Annotated in this window: 12 protein-coding genes; 3 read left to right on the top strand and 9 right to left on the bottom strand. The window is 43.0% G+C overall.

Features of this window, described 5'->3' with window-relative positions:
* Window positions 1-93: 93 nt before the first annotated feature.
* Complete coding sequence (locus FK220_RS01750) at window positions 94-528, bottom strand: PaaI family thioesterase (protein WP_152572558.1); 435 nt, start codon at window positions 526-528, stop codon at window positions 94-96.
* Between the two features lie 249 nt (window positions 529-777).
* On the opposite strand from FK220_RS01750, the gene FK220_RS01745 reads away from it, so the two are divergent.
* The 3 genes from FK220_RS01745 (at window position 778) to FK220_RS01735 (ending at window position 4,996) form a co-directional block, all read left to right on the top strand.
* Window positions 778-1,227 (top strand): hypothetical protein, encoded by a 450-nt coding sequence (locus tag FK220_RS01745; RefSeq protein WP_152572557.1) that lies wholly within the window; start codon window positions 778-780, stop codon window positions 1,225-1,227.
* 420 nt (window positions 1,228-1,647) lie between these two features.
* Window positions 1,648-3,642 carry a gluzincin family metallopeptidase gene (locus FK220_RS01740; RefSeq protein ID WP_152572556.1) on the top strand — a complete coding sequence of 665 codons (1,995 nt, stop codon included), beginning with the start codon at window positions 1,648-1,650 and terminating at the stop codon, window positions 3,640-3,642.
* Window positions 3,635-4,996, top strand: a complete 1,362-nt coding sequence (locus FK220_RS01735) for an MBL fold metallo-hydrolase (RefSeq protein WP_152572555.1) — start codon at window positions 3,635-3,637, stop codon at window positions 4,994-4,996. Before FK220_RS01740 ends, FK220_RS01735 begins: the two co-directional genes overlap by 8 nt.
* Window positions 4,997-5,110: 114 nt before the next feature.
* On the opposite strand, the gene FK220_RS01730 is transcribed toward FK220_RS01735, so the two are convergent.
* The 8 genes from FK220_RS01730 to FK220_RS01695 form a co-directional block, all read right to left on the bottom strand.
* Window positions 5,111-6,499, bottom strand: coding sequence for an FHIPEP family type III secretion protein (locus FK220_RS01730; RefSeq protein ID WP_152572554.1), 1,389 nt, complete (start codon window positions 6,497-6,499; stop codon window positions 5,111-5,113).
* Window positions 6,481-10,524: an FHIPEP family type III secretion protein gene (locus tag FK220_RS01725; RefSeq protein ID WP_152572553.1), complete on the bottom strand. Its 4,044-nt coding sequence runs from the start codon at window positions 10,522-10,524 to the stop codon at window positions 6,481-6,483. Before FK220_RS01725 ends, FK220_RS01730 begins: the two co-directional genes overlap by 19 nt.
* Before the next feature lie 8 nt (window positions 10,525-10,532).
* Window positions 10,533-12,740: a hypothetical protein gene (locus tag FK220_RS01720; RefSeq protein WP_152572552.1), complete on the bottom strand. Its 2,208-nt coding sequence runs from the start codon at window positions 12,738-12,740 to the stop codon at window positions 10,533-10,535.
* Window positions 12,737-13,804 carry a ComEC/Rec2 family competence protein gene (locus FK220_RS01715; RefSeq protein WP_152572551.1) on the bottom strand — a complete coding sequence of 356 codons (1,068 nt, stop codon included), beginning with the start codon at window positions 13,802-13,804 and terminating at the stop codon, window positions 12,737-12,739. Before FK220_RS01715 ends, FK220_RS01720 begins: the two co-directional genes overlap by 4 nt.
* Window positions 13,805-14,094: 290 nt before the next feature.
* Window positions 14,095-14,622 (bottom strand): DUF4231 domain-containing protein, encoded by a 528-nt coding sequence (locus FK220_RS01710; RefSeq protein WP_152572550.1) that lies wholly within the window; start codon window positions 14,620-14,622, stop codon window positions 14,095-14,097.
* Between the two features lie 116 nt (window positions 14,623-14,738).
* Window positions 14,739-16,100, bottom strand: coding sequence for an ATP-binding protein (locus FK220_RS01705; protein ID WP_152572549.1), 1,362 nt, complete (start codon window positions 16,098-16,100; stop codon window positions 14,739-14,741).
* A 123-nt stretch (window positions 16,101-16,223) separates the two neighbouring features.
* A complete protein-coding gene (locus tag FK220_RS01700; protein ID WP_152572548.1) occupies window positions 16,224-17,369 on the bottom strand; it encodes an eCIS core domain-containing protein in 1,146 nt (381 codons plus the stop codon).
* A 134-nt stretch (window positions 17,370-17,503) separates the two neighbouring features.
* On the bottom strand, window positions 17,504-18,190 hold the full coding sequence (locus tag FK220_RS01695; protein WP_152572547.1) for a hypothetical protein: 687 nt from the start codon (window positions 18,188-18,190) through the stop codon (window positions 17,504-17,506).
* Window positions 18,191-18,197 lie beyond the last annotated feature (7 nt).

Raw genomic sequence — 18,197 nt, 5'->3', positions numbered from 1 at the left:
GTAGTGGGCAGCCTCTAAAAAATAGGGTCAAAGCAAAACGGATACGAAAAATCTTGTATTCGTAGGTAAGGCTGATTTTTGTATTTGAATTTGTCAATCCCTTATCTCCAGCTTGATCAAATTCGAATGGCCCTTGGCAATCATCCGACTGCGGTCGGCATTCCAGATTTCACAGTAGGTGTTGATGATCATATTGCCATTTTTGATGATGCTGGTCTTGGCGATGATGGTATCGCCTACCTTGGCCGATGCAAAATAATCGACCGCTAGGTTCACCGTGCTGTACCAGTTGGATTTTCCCAAGGAAAAGACTGCGGCTCCCACCGCATCGTCGATAATCGCCGCGGTAGTGCCGCCATGGAGAATTCCCATGGGATTGGTCATTTCTTCCCTGACGACGTAAGAAAACTCCAAGGCCCCTTCCTCCGCTTTAAGGAGGGTTGGATTCAACCAACGCATCAAGGGGGAAATCGAATCCGAAGCATCTTGTCCAATACGGGCTTTAAAGTGGGCTAAAGGCTTGTTCATGGGATGGGTTTTAAACATACAAAACTAGTCAAATTAGGATTTATTCACCAACGACGGCTCGTAGATTGTCATTAAAATTTCCGGTGAGAAACCTCATGTTACAGCGGAGAGCAAGAGGAAATGATTTTTGTGTAAGTTGGCACGAAAAGCGATAAATTGATACTCCTTGTTCCAAAATATCCCCTCGGGTCTACGCAACCTCTTCCACAAAATGATATCTTTTTGATATATTACGAAAACATCCTTCCTATGAAATCGCTATTTCTTTTTTGTATTTTTTTGATGATAGTTGGTTGCTCCGACAACGATAAATCGAATGTCGAAACCCCGGTTCCACTTCAGGCCGATGTGTATCCTCAAAAATGGTTGCTAACGGCGATGACCGGGAGTATCGCCAACGTGCCACCCACCACAGGCGAAGACCTGGAGTACCAAGAAACGATTCGGTTGCATTCCGATGGTACCTTTACAAAAATAAGGGAATATGATGGGGTAACCCTCCAAGCTTCAGGCGCCTTTGAAGTTGTGGAGAAAAGCGACGGTGACTACCTCATATTGACCTTTCCCGAGAAAAATGCCCTGGTAGGAAACTGCTCTAACGAGCCCAAGGAGTGGTTTCGTTTTGATTCCGACACCAAACTTATTGGTACTTGGTGGGCTTGTGACGGCCCTGGGCTGTTTTACGATCGTGTGGAATAGGAAATTCCGATACAGGCCCAAGCGTACCGTTCAAGGGTAGCGTTGCGACCAAATATTCCATGCTCAAAGTTTACCTGATGGCATCAATTGATGACTACGACCACTGACGGAGTCAAAAGGGGAAAGGGTAAATCGCTTAGAAATAGGGGATGAAAACTACCGTTCTTCAGGCGTACAGTTAAACATTTTTTCATATCTTTAAAAAGGTAATCCGGGGCCTACAAAAGGATTAAAGATTATTCTGCCCTTCCGATACCGGTTCTCCCCCTAGTTTTATAAAAGTCCGAAAGCTGACCGACTCCGATGAATATGAAGAATACGGGATTTACGAAACCTTGACAGGTGTATCCGAATAAACGTAAAAATGGTCGAGCAGCCTGTTTAGTTCTATTCCAATATTAATAAGTAATTCAATAGTTCATGCCTACCTATAGATATCTTAAAGGTTACACTCTCGACCCGAGTTTTTCTACGCTGCTATCGACCTATACCGTGAACGAAAAGGTGTACCGCGTACGCTGGGAAGATGGTGTGGAGCCCGGTCCCAAGGGAGACTATGTGGCCGTCATCGATTTCGACCCGGCAAACCAATGTTGGTACAGGCCGGTAGATATCAACCATGTGGAAGTACTTTCACAAAATGGCCTAAGCCCAAGCGAAGGAAATCCGCAGTTTCATCAGCAATTTGTGTACACGATTGCAATGAGGATAATCGAGGTTTTTGAGGATGCGTTAGGGAGAAAAATTATATGGCGTCCCAGATTATCCGAAGACGATACGGGGAAGTACAACGAAGAATACATCCCTCATTTAAAATTGTACCCCCATGCGTTGTTGGAGCCCAACGCCTACTATACCCCGGACAAGAAATCTATTCTGTTCGGTTATTTCAAAGCGAAAGACCTATTGCAAGGCATTAATGTTCCTGGTGGCACGGTATTTACCTGCTTGTCGCCGGATATCATTGCCCACGAAATGTGCCATGCAATTCTTGATAGTATCCATCCCCATTTTATCGAAAATACCAATGCGGACGTAGGGGCGTTTCACGAAGCTTTCGCCGATACGATTGCACTATTGGAACGATTGAACAATCGCGATCTTGTGGTGCATCAATTGGCATTTGCAAAGGGCAAGTTGGATAACGAGTCGATATTTGGGGAGTTGGCCACGCAGGTCGGACAAGCGATCGACTATGGCCACACCGCCCTGCGAAGCGCCATTGGTATTCAGTCCGAAGATGGCTGGGAGCGCAGGGTGCCCGACCGAACCGCACTGGGCAACGCTACGCAGGTACATGACCGCGGTGCTATATTCGTAGCATGTATTTTTGATGCTTTCATTCGGTTATATGACCATCGCACCAACGACCTTTTTCGAATAGCCAATCCGAACGGAAGTCCCGATAGACGACTGCACCCCGATCTCGTCCAAAGATTGGCGACGGAGGTGATGGAAATCAGTCAGAACTTATTGAAAATTTGCATACAGGCACTTGATTTTGTCCCTCCCTGTGATATTACTTTTGGCGACTATATACGCGCGCTGATCACTGCGGATTTCGAAATGGCCCCTGAAGATGATGGAGGGTACCGCGTAGCGTTGATCGAGGCATTCAGGGAGTGGGGTTTTCAGATAGATCGTGTAAACACGATGTCGGTAGATAGTCTTAGATGGAACCCCACCAGTGAAATGTTCGATTCGGAATTTGATACGCTCGCCTTATCCATCATTATTGAGAATCTGAAACCAATAATCAGGGAATTGTTGGGCTTAAAGGATCGGAAGAACATTTATGAAAAGACAAAGGAAATCAATGCCATCTTGCATGGGATCATTACGAAAGGATTAGATCCACAAAAGAAGGGTGAAAATCGCTTTGCAAGTAGTCTTACCGATTATTACAGCGCCTATGATTCCCAACTAGGCAGCCATCGGGAAAAGATAGAGCAGATGAAAGAAATGCATAACCCTGATTGGATCGGTTTCCTCGAGAAATTGGGCTTGTTGCCCACAATGAAACACGAGCACCGGTATGAAGGGGAACCCATTCCCTTTAATCCGGATTTCAAATTACAGGTATTGAATGTAAGACCCGTTTATCGTAGTAGTCGGGAGGGTATGCGGATCGATCAAGTGGTGGTTACCTTGTTGCAGACGATGCGGGTGGAAAAGAACGGACATGAGTTGGATGGTCTTAAGTTTAGGGGTGGTTGCACCTTGGTCTTTGATCTTTCCGAAAAATCAGTGTTGAACTATGCCATCGTAAAAAGGCTGGGAAGCCAAAGACGCTTGAAGGCGCAACTGGAGTATCAATTAGGAATGGATAATGTTTATTTGAACCAAGCCTCCTATATGGATTCGGACTTGGCCTTTCAGCCGTTAAGCATACAAAATCTACACGCCCATGAATAATGCTTTGACCACCAAGATTCGCATGTATCGCCTACATGAACTGGGTGATTGTTTTCTTTTGTCTTTTAATGATACTACAAGTGAAAGTCATGTTTTAATAGATTGTGGGTCGTTTCGGAATTCAAATGCTTCCTCCAAAAAATTCAAGGAGATAACAAGGGATATTCGAAAAATAGTGGGACCAAAAGGCATCGATTTAATCGTGGCGACGCATCAGCATAACGACCATATGTCGGGCTTTCAACATGCGCGAAAAGATTTTGAAAGTATCGGGGTAGAACAGGTATTCCTATCTTGGCTCGATGATGAAAACGATGCCCTGGCCCTCGATATCGGAGAGCAGCACAATAAGGTAACTCGACGACTACAAAGTATTCGGGGAAGATTAAAATCGGACAGAAGAAAGGAGTTGGCCCCCATACGGATGGCTTTGGATGAGGTAGTGGATGAAAGAAGTTTCGAAATCGACCACTCCTTTACGGGAAAAGCGACGCAATTTTTAAAGGAGGTCGGTACCCGACCGGTTCAATATTTGCGCCCGGGGCAAATTGTGAAGGTACCGAATATGTCAGAGGACTTGGTACGAATCCATGTGCTCGGGCCACCCCGTAACTATAAGGATATACGGTCTACAAACCCCAGAAAGGGAGAGTCCTATGACCGGCATTTGAGTTCGATCCTATTTTCGATCGATGAATTGAACAATGCGCTGAGCGATCAACGGGCCGACCCGAATTTTCCATTCAATGATAAATTCAAGGAAAAGCTTTCGAATAAAAAAAACTGGTCGAAGGATACGCTCGCCCAATGGAAGGATTACAATAAAGAATCCTGGCGGAATATTGATCTTGATTGGCTCAGCATTGCCAAACGATTTGCGCTCCACCTAAATTCCTATACCAATAATACGAGTCTGGTTTTGGCTTTTGAACTCGTGAAGTTAAAAAAGGTATTGCTATTTGTAGGTGATGCGCAGGCAGGAAATTGGCGGTCTTGGGACGCCATTGATTGGAAGGGAGATCATCCGTTGGATATGGATACCCTCTTAAGAAATACGGTGTTCTACAAAGTGGGCCATCATGGTAGCCATAACGCTACCTCGAAAAAAGCCCTGGATCGCATGACCCATGAAGATTTGGTCGCCTTTATCCCCGTCAATAAAAAGGACCCCAATCTGACCAAAAAAAATCCTTGGAGAATGCCGGCTAAAAATCTGTACAAAGCGTTGGACAAAAAAACCAAAGGTCGCATCGCACGGATGGATGAGGGCAAGGTGCAGCGCAAGAAGAACAATTGGAAAGCACGCAGCTTAAAAGTTGATCCTTTATTCGTTGAATATACCATCAAGGATTAAAAAGGGGTTATTTCGTTTAAAGCATCCGGTGGCTATAGAAATTGAAATACAATAAATTTGTTATCCCTTTGGTCATCATGGAAAAAACAATACGAGCGGGCCTTCGAATTGTATTTATTTCATAGAAATTCGTGCAATCGGTTGAATGTTTATAGTGGGAGCCAGTTCGTTGTAGGCGACTACCGCCAGTCTTGGAAAACGTTGCCGCAAGAGCTCCTTAAGGGTGGAACGAATGGCGGTGTAGGTCAAAAGGACCGGATTTTGAGCAGTAGGAGAGAGGTTTCCAAGTTCCAACTCTAGGGCTTTGACCAGTTTGTCTTGATCGGCTACCGATAACCGTTGGTTTTCTGTAATACTCGTTTCTACCATTTCCTCAATTGCTGGGTCTAATAAGTATACTACTAAGGTATTTCCACCTCTTGAATATTTATGGGTTAGGTAGTCTTTCATTGTACTTCGGACATATTCGGCCAGGAATTGAGGTGTTATTTGTACATTTTTCGCAACGGGAGGCAATACAGGGAGTCGGTCATCCAGGATGATATATTTTTTGGGATCGGTCTTGATATAGTCCATATCCAACATCGACATGCAGATCAAACGCAGGTTTCGTATCGATACTTCTTCGGAAAGAAGAAGTCTTAGGGTTTTGGTAATTATTGCAATGGGATATTTGTTTTTCAACACCTCCACCAATTTTGGCCATGCGCTGGAGAGTCTGTCGAGCTCGTCATGAACGAGTTTATTATTTACGAAACAGGCAGCGTAGTTTCTGAGAACACTACTAAAACAAAGTGTTAGATAACCCATAGGGTCCCAAGTGGAGAGTCCGGCCTGTTTTGCGATGGCAACATCTTCCTTGGCAATTATGGCACATTGTGATCCGTTTGCAGGATTCACCGTGGGAGTACCGTTTATACGCAACAGTTTTATACGTTCTACCGTATCGTTTACCAAGCACTCGTTTGCATCGATTCCGGAAAATGCCTCGGTCAACGAATCGTTCACCTGTATTTTATAAAGTCCTTTTTCCAAAGCATCGGTAAATCGAAGCTTGAATTTGGGATATCGTAGGCCGAGCTCGTAAAAAAGACCGTCTCTCATGAGCCCAAAGTTCCCTGCATCATCAAAAGCCCATTCTTCTGAGGTAATTGCCCTGAAATATTCCTTATTGATTAAAATGGATAGGTAATCCGAACTCAATTCGGCAATCAACGCTTCTCTTAGCATTTCCCGATTCGGCAGTTTACCATCGAAGAATTCATTGATCAATCTTGAAACAAATGGCTTATTTGACTTATCCGTGATCGAAATTCCTAGACGCTGAATTTCCATAAAGAGGCTCATCATGCTGGAATGGATTTCAGTTCCAGCATTTTGGGCATGGTCAGTTAGTTCCAGCGAATCCCAATAGTTGTTGAATTCCGTTTTAGTACGAAATAGTGTGGTATCTAACTGAACCCGGTTCATTTGCATTTGGGAATTTATTTCGTTTCGTTCCATATTTCTTCTTTCGCAATCACCATGAGGTCTGCAAACTCAAGTTTTATCAGTTCCCTGACATAAGGTCTCAATTCCGACCGCTCCACTTCTAGAACAATCTTCCGAAAGGGTTGGTTGGCTATCACCTCCCTTATTTCTGTAAGCACTTCTTGACATACAACCGGCTCCATTCCCAAAAATGTTTTGTTCTCGTCCTTTTTCAATTCATCCTGAATTTGCTGTTCGACCGACCTTGGAAGTTTGATGCGTTTTAGGTGGGGTTGGTTTCCGGGCAAAACTGATTTTAGATTCAATCTTATTTTTTGAATACGTTGCTTCTGGTCGACATGTAAATCGGTATCCATAAAATTTTGGATGATTACATCACGCTGGTTCGCGGGTACTTGCTCCTTTAATAGTCCCCTGAGAACCTGATCAAATAGTAGCAAAAGTTGGTTATCACTCTTTATCTCGTCAGCAAGGGTTCTTACGTCTGGGTCAAAGGCTTCAAAACCATTCAAATAATCATAGGTGTAATTCACATCATAAAAGAAATCCAATCTTTGGGCAAGCGCTAGGTCGAGATGAGCGATGATATATTTAAAGGGATCGTCCCAATATATGATATTATGCTCTTTCAGCGAGGATTCGTTGCTCCTAGCGACCCATGCCCCGGCAAACGGATATTGGATTTCATTATAAGTAAGTCCCAGTTTCTCAAGCTCCTCCGATGCCGATGGTACAAAAAACTCATTTTTTCGAACCGTCCCGGAACCGATCGGAATCTCATCAATTAAAATGTAGTAGGTACCGTCCGGAAGGTTGTTGTCATTTTCCCTGATACGAATCCCAGGGATTTGTACGTGGTATCGCTGCTGGAAGTCGTCCCGTAGGTTCGGTATGAATTCTTTGAAGACGGGCCACTCCAATTCTTCACCCTCCGGGACCATGTCAGTCCCAATTTCGATGGCGATCGGTGTTACGGCGAGGAAGTAGTTGGAAGTTTGTCCGTCGCCTAGACGCTTTATCCAATAGGTGTTTAGTAGATCCTGAATGCTCTTGATGAGATGGGTGATGTCCTGATCGTCGACATCTTGGAGACAAGCATTCATCAAATCATCTAATTTCCAAAATAAGCGATTGCTGGGTATACTCTCTAAAAGGGATGCTATAAACCCATCGTCGGCCAACGTTTTATCGTGCTGCTTTGATTCCTTCAAATGCAGCATGAGAAGGGCCTTTGCCTGCTTTCGTTGATTGACCCCTAGATACGCTAATAGTAGAAGTGCGCTTGCTTCCGGTCCTTCTACAAAACCGTCTTTAAGTTCCATGAGAACCGTATCGTATTCCGATTTTTTGAGTCTTTCCTTGGTTACCTCGATTATTTCTTTCCGAATTTCCTCAAGGGCAAATTTTGCATCGGGAAAATCTTTCATGAACCCTATCAATTCATGGTAGTACTTCGAGGCATGTGCATATTCCCCGTTTTCCCACGACCGTCTGGCCAAGCCAGCCTTTATGGTGAGCCATTGCACGCTGCCTGGATGGTATTTATTTTGCTCCAAGATATTTTTTAGCTCCTCGACCGACTCGTAGGTTTCCAGGGCATTGCTTTTTATTTGGTCGCGAAGCCTTTTGATCCAGCCGGTTTCGGTATTTCCGATGATTGCCGCCAATTCCTTTTCATGGGGTAGCTTACCAGCTTTCGCAAACTGTTTCAAGTGCCCCAATTTTTGTATGGTCAATTCAAGGGCTTCCGGTCTTTTCTCTACTCGCAAGTGATGTTCAAATTGATCCGTTGCATTGGATAGTTCGTTATCGTATAAGTAGAATAGTAAAAGGTGACTATCCAAATAGTAGGGATCACCAGACTTTGTAACGGCATCGGCGGCTATGGCTATGGCCTTTTTTGTTTCTCCAGTGATAAAGGCGGCCATGGCATAGGTATATTCTTGGCGCTGGATATTTTTATTCTTGGAAAGTTCCAAGATTTGAGCGGCACAATTTTTGGCTTCCCCGAAATCCTGGAGCAACCAGAAACATTCCATTTTTATGCCATGCGACCACACGTCAAGTGGTGTGTCTTTCAAATATTCATTAAAGAAGTGTAATGCTTTGTGATAATCACCCTTTATGTATGCTATGAATCCTTTCCATGCCAAGTAGGGATATTTTGTCTTATCCTCAAGGCGTGAAATATATTTTTCAGCCTCTTGGAAGCGGTACAAATTTAAAAGTACCTTGGTATATTCATCGATATTAACTATATCCTCGGGGTCATATTCCATTGCCTTCGTCAATGCCTCAAAGCTATTATGATATAAACCGATGTTGTTATAACATTTTCCGAGATCGGTCCATACGGTGGCTTTATTTTTTTCATAAATGATGGCGCGCTCGGCGTATAGTATTGATAGCCATGTATTCTGTAGAAATAGTGTTTCCTCAAAGTAGAATCCCAGATCGTGTATCCTACTACCCACAAGATAGCCCCAATACTGTTCCTTTTTTTCAATGACAAACCCCTGAGGTTGGCTAGACCAAACGCGATAAGCAAGGCCTACATAATAGGGATCGTTGTAAGGTGGCTCGTTAATCGTGCTCAACAGCTTATAGGAATCGGCCAAATGCCAGTACATCGGGTTGTGGGAAGGGTCAAGTTCAATGGCCTTCTCAATATAAAAGACGGCATGCTCATATTTTCCTTCCCAATAGCATTTTTTACCTGCCTCGTAAAATTGGTTTGCGGCTTCTTCTTTTTTTCCGTTGAATTCCAGGGAATAGCCGTCAAGCACATGGATTGCCTTTTCTGGATAGGTACTAGGAGCATTACTATCGACGTCATCAAGTATTCCCTCTTTTCTAACCTGCTCCAGATACTGCTCAAAAACCGTTTCTTCTTTGCCCATCAGTACATAAATAAAAGCTACGAAGTAGCGGGCATTTTGATCCTCTGGCCGTCTTTTTTTGATTAGTTGAAGTCTCTTTTGAATATTTTCTTCACTTTCTTCCGAAGCGTAATTTTCAAGAAACAATTGACTTCCTGCTATGATATTAAGCTGACCTTCGACGTATGCCTGGATTTTAAGGAATAAAAGGTGATGACTTGATGGATACGCCTCCGTGGCATCCTGCAATTCTTCAAAGGCGAGCGAATACCTGTGAAGGGCCAAATAACTTTCAATTTTAACGCTATATGAGAATTCGCTTGTATCCTTCGCTTTGAGTTGTTGAACGAAGAAGAGGGCGTCGTTCCATAGGCTATACATTAAATAACAAGAGGCAATCTGAGTAATTTCATCGGATGTGGGGGATGCGCCTCCCGTCTCCCATTTCAACCTGTAATCCTTTAATTTGTTTCTTGCCAAAAGGTGTTCTTCCGTCGCTATTAATGTCCTGATATAGAGAAGGGAAATTTTTGGCTTAAAATGGTTTTCTTTATCAGCAGCGATGGCGGCTTCCAGTTTTTCTTTGGCAAGTCGGAAATTTTTATTTTTATAGTGGATTTCACCCAATCCATGAAGAGCCTCGATTTGAAATTCGATGGGAGCATCTTTTGATAGTGAATTGAAGTGTTTTTCCGCGGCGGTCAAATCGTTGTTGGAAAGAAATACCTTTCCATGAAAAACATGCAATAGGGGCTCCAAAATCATTTCTTCGTCCCTACCCAAACCAGTAAACCGCTTTTGCTTAAAGTTGTCCTTACTGGCAGGGAGTTTTCCCGCATGGTCGTTTTCAATGACATGGCTTAGCTGATCCAAAAGCATAGAGAGATTTTGCTGTGAAGATTGAACTCCCTTGATACTGATAATTCCCTTTATATAAGACATGACCGCCTCGACAGGCCGTTTTTGATTTTCGTAGCACTGGCCCAAGGAATAAGCGATTTCCCAGCCAAAGGGGACACTTCCTTGCTGTTCCGAGGCTTTCCGAAAAGTTTTGATCGCATTTTCGAACTGATTATTTTGTACGTAAGATCGTGCAAGCTGGAAATAATTCCATCTTAGGGATTTAGCCGGGCCGTATTTACTTCTCAAGTGGTCCATCTGAAATTTTATTTTGGGTAGATCCACATATCAGATCGCTGCTTTTTGTATTTATCCAAGAGCTGTTCAATTTCTTCGTTTCCCAATTCGAAGAATTTGGTCAAAATATCATAAGCCATGGGTTCCAAATCGGTACCAAGTACATTTACCGTTGTGATGGCCGCACTATCTTTATAGGGGTTGCAAAAAATTATCATGTTTTCCCAGGGAAAGTTGTTTTCCTTGAAATTGTTATAGGATACAAGGATATCCTCATAGACGTCCTTGGTAGGTTTTTTTCCCCACTCTTCCAGCTGTTCGGCCAGTTTGCCCAACTTTTTAAAATCGACCACATGAGGCAACGCATTCTCATTGGCCGCAGTGTTCTCTCCTATCTTTTTTGGCTTTGATGGAATCTCGGTCTTTTGAATACCAATGGTTGGGGTTTCTTCATTGACTTTACCGAACGAACCTCCCATTGCAGGTTCAGTTCTTTCGACTTTTTTGGAGAAGGAGAAATCACAGTCAAAATTTAAATATATCAAGGGGCGACTGATTGGATTGTGGTTTCCCAATCTTCTGGAAAGGGGTAAGAACGATTTTCCAAGGTTGATTCCTTCCGCTAAATCAGTATAGAAATGTTTAAAAATTGCATACACCTTTTCATCGATTTCAAGGTTGAAGGGTAGTGAGATTACCGATGCAAAGGGACGCCTCCACGCTTCTAGAAATAATTTGGCGTTGTAGTCAAAAGTTTCATATTCGTTTGCCCCCGAAGTGGATTGTTGAATCAATACAAAAGTTTGATTGTTCGATCTATTTGGATGCTTTCCGACAAATTGAATAATGTCTTCCCTGTCTTCACGGTTCAAGTCGCCGATGATATGAATAATATGCGGCAATTCCCTTTCGTCCATAATTTCACGAACTCTTAGGCTTTTAGATTTAACGGCAAGCAAGGTTTCTTTGGTTTCCAAACCTTCCAGCTTCTTGCCTATGGCCGACATCGAATCATCGGCGACGACAAACCAAACTTGTAAACTGTTAAGCTGGGTTTCCCTGGCGTCGAGCTTCGTCAACTCTTTTCTGGTATCATCCCGAAATCTTCTGACGATTAAGTTGTACTTAGCAATGTTTCCCGGTTTTCCGTAGTCATCGGCCAAGCTTTCGGGACATCTCAAAAATTCCCACGGAATAGCCGAATAGTTGAACCTACCCTGTTGATATTTACTGACCAACTCTATCCTAATATCCCATCTTTTGGTCAAAGCTTGCCGAAATTGTTTCATTCGATCTCTCTCTAGTTCTCCTTCTTGTGAATGAAGCAACTCAAACAGGGACTCACCGATGGCGTTGACCGTTTCTTCCATATCGATTTGCTTATAGGAAGTTTTGTACAATACTTCGTTACAGGCCCGAAATACTGAAAAATCGTTATTGTAATCGACCACCACTCTTTCGGTCGACTCTAGTATTTCGACCACGTGTTTTTGGATGTCACCAACTTTTTGCAAGGCTGTTATATCAAATGAAACAGTAGCTCTGGGAGTTTCGCTGTGGAATATCGGGAGTAATTTATTATGATAGTGTTTCACTATCTTTTCAAATGCGTGCAGTGGAGTAAAAAGGAAACGACCTTGGTGCTCATTGTCCAATGGCCCTTGATTTTGTATCCCAAGAAGTGAGATTTTACTACCGGATAGCTGGAAAATACCTCCTCCCGACATGCCGCGAAGTTCGTCAATGGTAATGTTTTTTCTGTTTATGGCATCGAGCATTTGCCCCGACCTCTTTACACCACCCAAATCGAAATCAATAGGTTGATGGTTCACATACCACTTTGTATGATCGTCGGGAAATGCATTTCTTCTAAGACCTGGAATTCCCCCAAGAATACAGTCGCTATTTTCCTCCACCTTTTTGACCGGTCTAATCCAGTCTTCTACAATTGGTAAACGTTTTATAACTAAAATGGCGATGTCTGAGTCCTCTGATGGAAAATAATTTTCACCTTTTTGAAGTTCAATTTCCGATTCAATTTCCTTGTAACGATTTTTGATTTCATCAAAATAACGAATGCTCACCTTCGGCAGCAATACTTTATTCCCGTGATTTCTTTGGTAGAAAACATGGTCTGCGGTAAGGATATAGGTCTGGTCATTTTCAGGTTGAAAAAGTACTCCACTGCCGTCATTAAGACAAACTACGCATTTTCGTATGTCGTCGGGGGTTCTCATACAAATTCAAATTCTTTTTCAATTTCGAAGACATTGAATGGATACTCTTGATAATCGTACTTTGAGAATATTTCGGGCTTCGATCCTTTCTTATAATAGTTAAAATATAGGTTGCTGTTCGGTTTTAAATCTATTAAACGTGCCAACAACCTCTTATGTGGATGATAGTGTCGGTCTCCATTGGTACTGATGACAAAATTTTGACAGTCGATTTTATCAATTAAATCGGCACTCATATTTCCAGCACTGCCGTGATGGGCCAATTTCACTAATTCGTACTTTAATTTTTCTTCAGCGGTGAATACCTTCAAACCATCTTCAACGACCGAGGAATACGCATCGGCTAGAAACAAAAAGTTTTTATCTTTCCATTGCATTATGAAAGCTATGGAACTGGCGTTCGGTATACTTCTATCCTTTTCAAACACATCGTTCTTGACATGGTCTCTTAACGACATTGCATAGTCGTGTGATTTAGCCGCAGTATCCAAGTCCGGTTCCTTTTTCTTCCATTCTTTCAATAGCCGTTTGAGGTGTCCGATTTCCGGGGATATGATTTTAAATGTGAGTCCATATCGCTTTAATTCCTGTCCTTGTAAAATTGGCTGTTCGTGCCATTTGATGCCATGGGCCTTGATGTATTTTCCGAACTTAATCCCTTGTGCAACGCTGGTATCGGTAGACTCATCAGTATCTATCCTGTTTTCCAGGTCTTTGTTTTCCAATATTCCCAAGGAGCGTGCAATCATTCTGCCCGAATTGAACCAAATCTCACGAATCAATTCATGGGCTCCCTCGTCTTCTGCAAGCCATTTCAAGATACCGCCGATATGATCATCATCAATATGAGTTAAGATAAGCAGGTCGATTTTCTGTTTTTGGTTTCTTAAGTTCTCGGTTATTGTCTTCAGTTCCCCATATTCGGGAATTCCCACCGGCCCTATATCTTTTTTATAGGTGGCGCCCTCGCCTCCATCCACGAGAATGTTCCTCGGCCCCATGTCCGTATTGACAGTAATCAGAATGGAATCGCCTTTAAAGGCTTTCAAGAATCTAATTTTCATGTCGGACTTTGCTACATGATGAATTCTTTTTATTTGAACTCAAATTTTTGGGGGAAGACTTATAGCATGCGGTTACGGTTTTTGATCTATATGTTACGTACAAGGCCAACAAACCGTCTGTAATCGTTTGCAGCAACGGGCTTCTATGTACTCATTGCGTTTGGGTATCATAATTTACAAATCTTTTTTTAAGGCATCAAATAGCAAAGCGATAATCGTTAGGATGTTCTGGATACCGATTGTAGGGAGTCTTCCATACGCCATTCTTACAAAGTCGGGCCATCCGGATTCTAATTGTTTTTCTCCCTTCGAAGCGATTCCGTCCTAATACCCTTTGCAATCTTATCATATAGCTTTTGGGACAGACTTGGACTGTCATTGTCAATGGCATCCCATCTGGAACGAATATTTATTAGAAAGTCCTCAGGATTGTCGTTCATACCTTTCGGAAGGACCAAAAATTCTTCTATTTCCCGACGCAATGCCCCATATTTTTGGGAGGCCACCCTGTGCATTTCTTCTTTCTCACTATAATTTAAAAAAGTCTGAAGACCCGCGAAAACGGCGGCGGCTACCGAAAGGAACCCCACAAGTATTTTCACCCAGGTTTTGGGTGAACTATCCAGGGTTGCAAAAACACTGGTTCCCACGATGGTGGATAGGATAACCACCACAATGCCCAATACCCGGTGCCGCCGGTTCATGTGCGCGGCTGATCGTATATGGGCCTTATGACAGATACGAATGGCATATTGCCATTTTTGAAGTAGTTCGGAGGTATTCCCCTTTTGTGAATTTTCACTCGTTTTGGCTTTCATGTTCTTTAGTTTTTCTAGCTCGACCTGTTTTGCTATCAAAGGTTGACCACAAATTCCTTAAGGATTCTTATATAATATTCCTACCCTATGATGAACCGCCATCGAAATTTTTTATCTCAATAGGTAAAGGTCTTATCCTGTTTTTTAAGCTCTTTCTTGATTCCCTCCAAAATATCCTCCTTGATCAGGACATACTTCTTTCTTGCATAGGCCCTTAAGGTGGCATAGTACATCACGTTCACGATTTCGGCTCCCGTTATATCGTACTTTTCAGCGATTATTTTCCAATCGATATCGGCATGCGCCTTCATGTTCGATGGGGTACTCTGTGTCCATAGCTTAAAGCGTTCCTTAACACCGGGCAATGGAAAATGGATGACATTGTGAAACCGCCTTAGGAAGGCGTCGTCAATATTGTTTTTGAAGTTGGAGGCCAGTATTAACAGACCCTGAAAATCTTCAATACGCTGCAGCAGATAGGAGACCTCCTGATTGGCAAATTTGTCGTTGGAGCTTTGCACGTTGGTTCGTTTTCCAAAAAGCGCATCCGCCTCATCAAAAAATAGGATCCAATTCTTACGCTCCGCTCTATTGAATACCAATTCGATGTGTTTTTCGGTTTCCCCAATGTATTTCGATACCACTTGTGACAGATCGATTCGGTACACCGGTATCCCGAACTTCTTACCGAGTAGGGAAGCTGTCAAGGTTTTGCCTGTTCCCGCCTTTCCGTAGAAAAGCACCCGATATCCCGGTTTGATCCTTCTTCCGAAAATAGGATCTTTCAACACATTTTGATGATGTGCGACCCAGAGTTGGATATCATTGATGTTTTCTGCGGTCTGTGGATGCAACACAAGATCTTCCCACTCCATGGCGGTGGTGATCTTTCGCGCCGGAAACGCTACGCTATAGGCCGGGGCAGCTTCCTTTCCGAGCAGTATCCTTTCCAACCAATCGGGATCGGGAACCAGTCGACCGCTCATGGACGGTTCCCCATGGGGGGCGCCTTCTACCTGTAATAATCCGTAGGTGGCAAACAAAGCATCACTACTAAAGAGTTTTTGATACCGTAATCGCTCTTTGATATCGGTCCCGGCCAAAACATAAAGGGCCGTTTCCCCAGTTGGTAAAATACCCCGGTGCTGCTGTCCTTTGATTCCTCCAAATACGATGTACTCCCCACCATGGGGCAAGGCCTTTGCCATGACCTCTTCCAAAAAACCTGGCTTTACATAAGGAATGATTGACAATAACAAGATCAATTTCTCCTCAAAAGAAAAAGACGTTTGTAATTGCAATATTTTATCAAGATCGAGGCCAAATTTGGAGGTGTCATAATCGGACAGGACAAATGGACTTTGGTTTTGATCGGCGGTGATACGATTTAGGATCAGATTACCGAACTGCTCTATGGATTGGGTAAAATTGTCGGAATCCTTGCCGACAATTTTCATGGTGCGCTCTATGGGATGCATAACTCTTCAGCTTTTGAACTATTATGGGGGAACGCATTTTATCTGTATTAGAACAGAGTTTAGGGGAAGATTTTGTAGTTAAGATACTACATATTCGAGACTTACAAAAGCGGTTTGACGCTTTTATTCAGGTGCCTCCGGGGAGGGGACAGCAGCCGGTTCATCCTCACAATCCAAATCGACCGAAACATGAAAGGGGTCCAACGCATCACTTGCGGCTTGGGCACTCGCGCGCCTTGTGGCGGCATCGGCGTCATGAAGGCCCTGAACGTATTCCTGTATTCCGGCGCTACAGCCCGTATAGTTAATTGGCAGGGTCACGGTGCCATTGTATTGGTTAAAAGCCGTGACATGGTCTTGTTCGTGTGGCGCTATAACATTGTCGATGGCGTTTCTCACCCGTTCGTGTTGGCAGTCGGTCAATCCCTCCGGAACATCCGGTAGCGACACGGAGGTGGTGACGCTATAATTGATTTGTAGTTGCCCCGTATAGTGAAAGCAATCGTTTTCCGCACAACCAACACAGTCTTCGGATGGGGTCCGGGTCAGATTACGGGTCGATCCGATGCCGCCGTTAAAAGTCGCATCCGTACGGCCTTCGAAGGTTACCGAGTTGGCAAAGGCGGTTTTGGAGAAGGGTGTACCAAAGGTTTGAAAATCGGGCAGGCTTTCCGGGGTCATCATCAGCTGCTCTTCCTGTTCGGCTTCTTTTTCCATCACTGCCGTATCCTCTACAGGAGCCTGTTGCATACCTTCTTCCTTGGTGGGCTCCCCAGCATCTTCTTCGGGCATCATTTGGATTATATGCCTCCCGTTTTTCTGCTGCTGTACGTGTTTCAATTCATGGGCCAATAGTTGTTTGGACTCCACACTCCCTTCTTCGAAGTACTGTTTGTTAACCACGATATGGTTTTGCCAGGTAAAGGCCTTGGCGCCTATTTCCTTGGCGGCACTGGAGGCTTCTTGGTCCTGGTGCAAGCGAACCGCTCCAAAGTTATCGTTCATCCTTCCTTCGAAGAAAGCCCGGTTTTGTTTGGACAATGCGGTTCCTTTGCCATTAATGTTGTTCATGTAGGGCCCAAAAAAGCTTTTGGCCTTCGCGTTCGATTGCCCATCTGACTTTTTCTGCACTCCTTTCTTTTCCTCATCCCCACATTTTTCACATTTGCGCTGAACGGCCGCTTCAAAGAACTGCTCGTTTTGTGGTTTCTTTTGGGAGGGCTGTTGTTTTTTGACCCTACGTCTACGTTTTGGTGTTTTTTTTTTCATGGTTTCGTTATTACTTATTATTGATTGCTTTTTTTAGTTTGGTAACAATACTTTTAAGTGCTATCATTAATCCTATAAACTCACAGTGCTTAAGTTCGACTTTCAAATTGAGTTTATCATTTGAGTAATGAACATTAGTATGATACTAACTTTTGAAAAAGAGACTCCAGTTCGTTTTCAAATTTATCATCAAATACTTTGGGGTATGAATTAATAATGAATTCACAGTTTTCCCTGATTGCACTATTCTTTTTGTCTGATAAATCAATTTTTGTATAGAAATACTGCCAACCCCAAATACCTTTGGTTTTTTCGAGCAATCCTATATATTCATCAATTTGAATTTCCATTCTCAATGGAACATGACCTAAATTGAAAAGCCATAAATCTGGAGTTAATATTCGATCCTCAGTCATTTCCAAGCATACGCATCTAACGGTATCAGTTCCGAAGTAATCAAATGGTTTAAGCCGTTGAAAAAACTTTAATTCGGTTTCCTCTGTTTTGTCAGACCAAATTTCATTTTTCCATGCTCTACCGTCGTAACCGATCATCATATCCCTAAAATTAAGAAGTTGGATGTTTCCTTCCAGGTAATCAAATTTTGTTTCAATGTTCTTTGAATGAAATTGCCACTTAATTCTAAGGCCATTAAAGACGGTATAAATCGATTTGACCTTGTCATGGACTGTAACGGCATATTCGTATTCAAAATCACTAAATTGATAGCCCTTTATAGGATTGCCTATATCAATATAAACCTCTTCAAGTTTTTCCGATTCTAGTGAGCGACAGAGACTGATTAATTTATCTTTTATCATTGTTAAT

Source organism: Pelagihabitans pacificus (assembly GCF_009371985.2).
GTDB lineage: Bacteria > Bacteroidota > Bacteroidia > Flavobacteriales > Flavobacteriaceae > Pelagihabitans > Pelagihabitans pacificus.
Note: the sequence above shows the minus strand (reverse complement) of the source record. Positions and strands in the feature narration are given on the sequence as shown.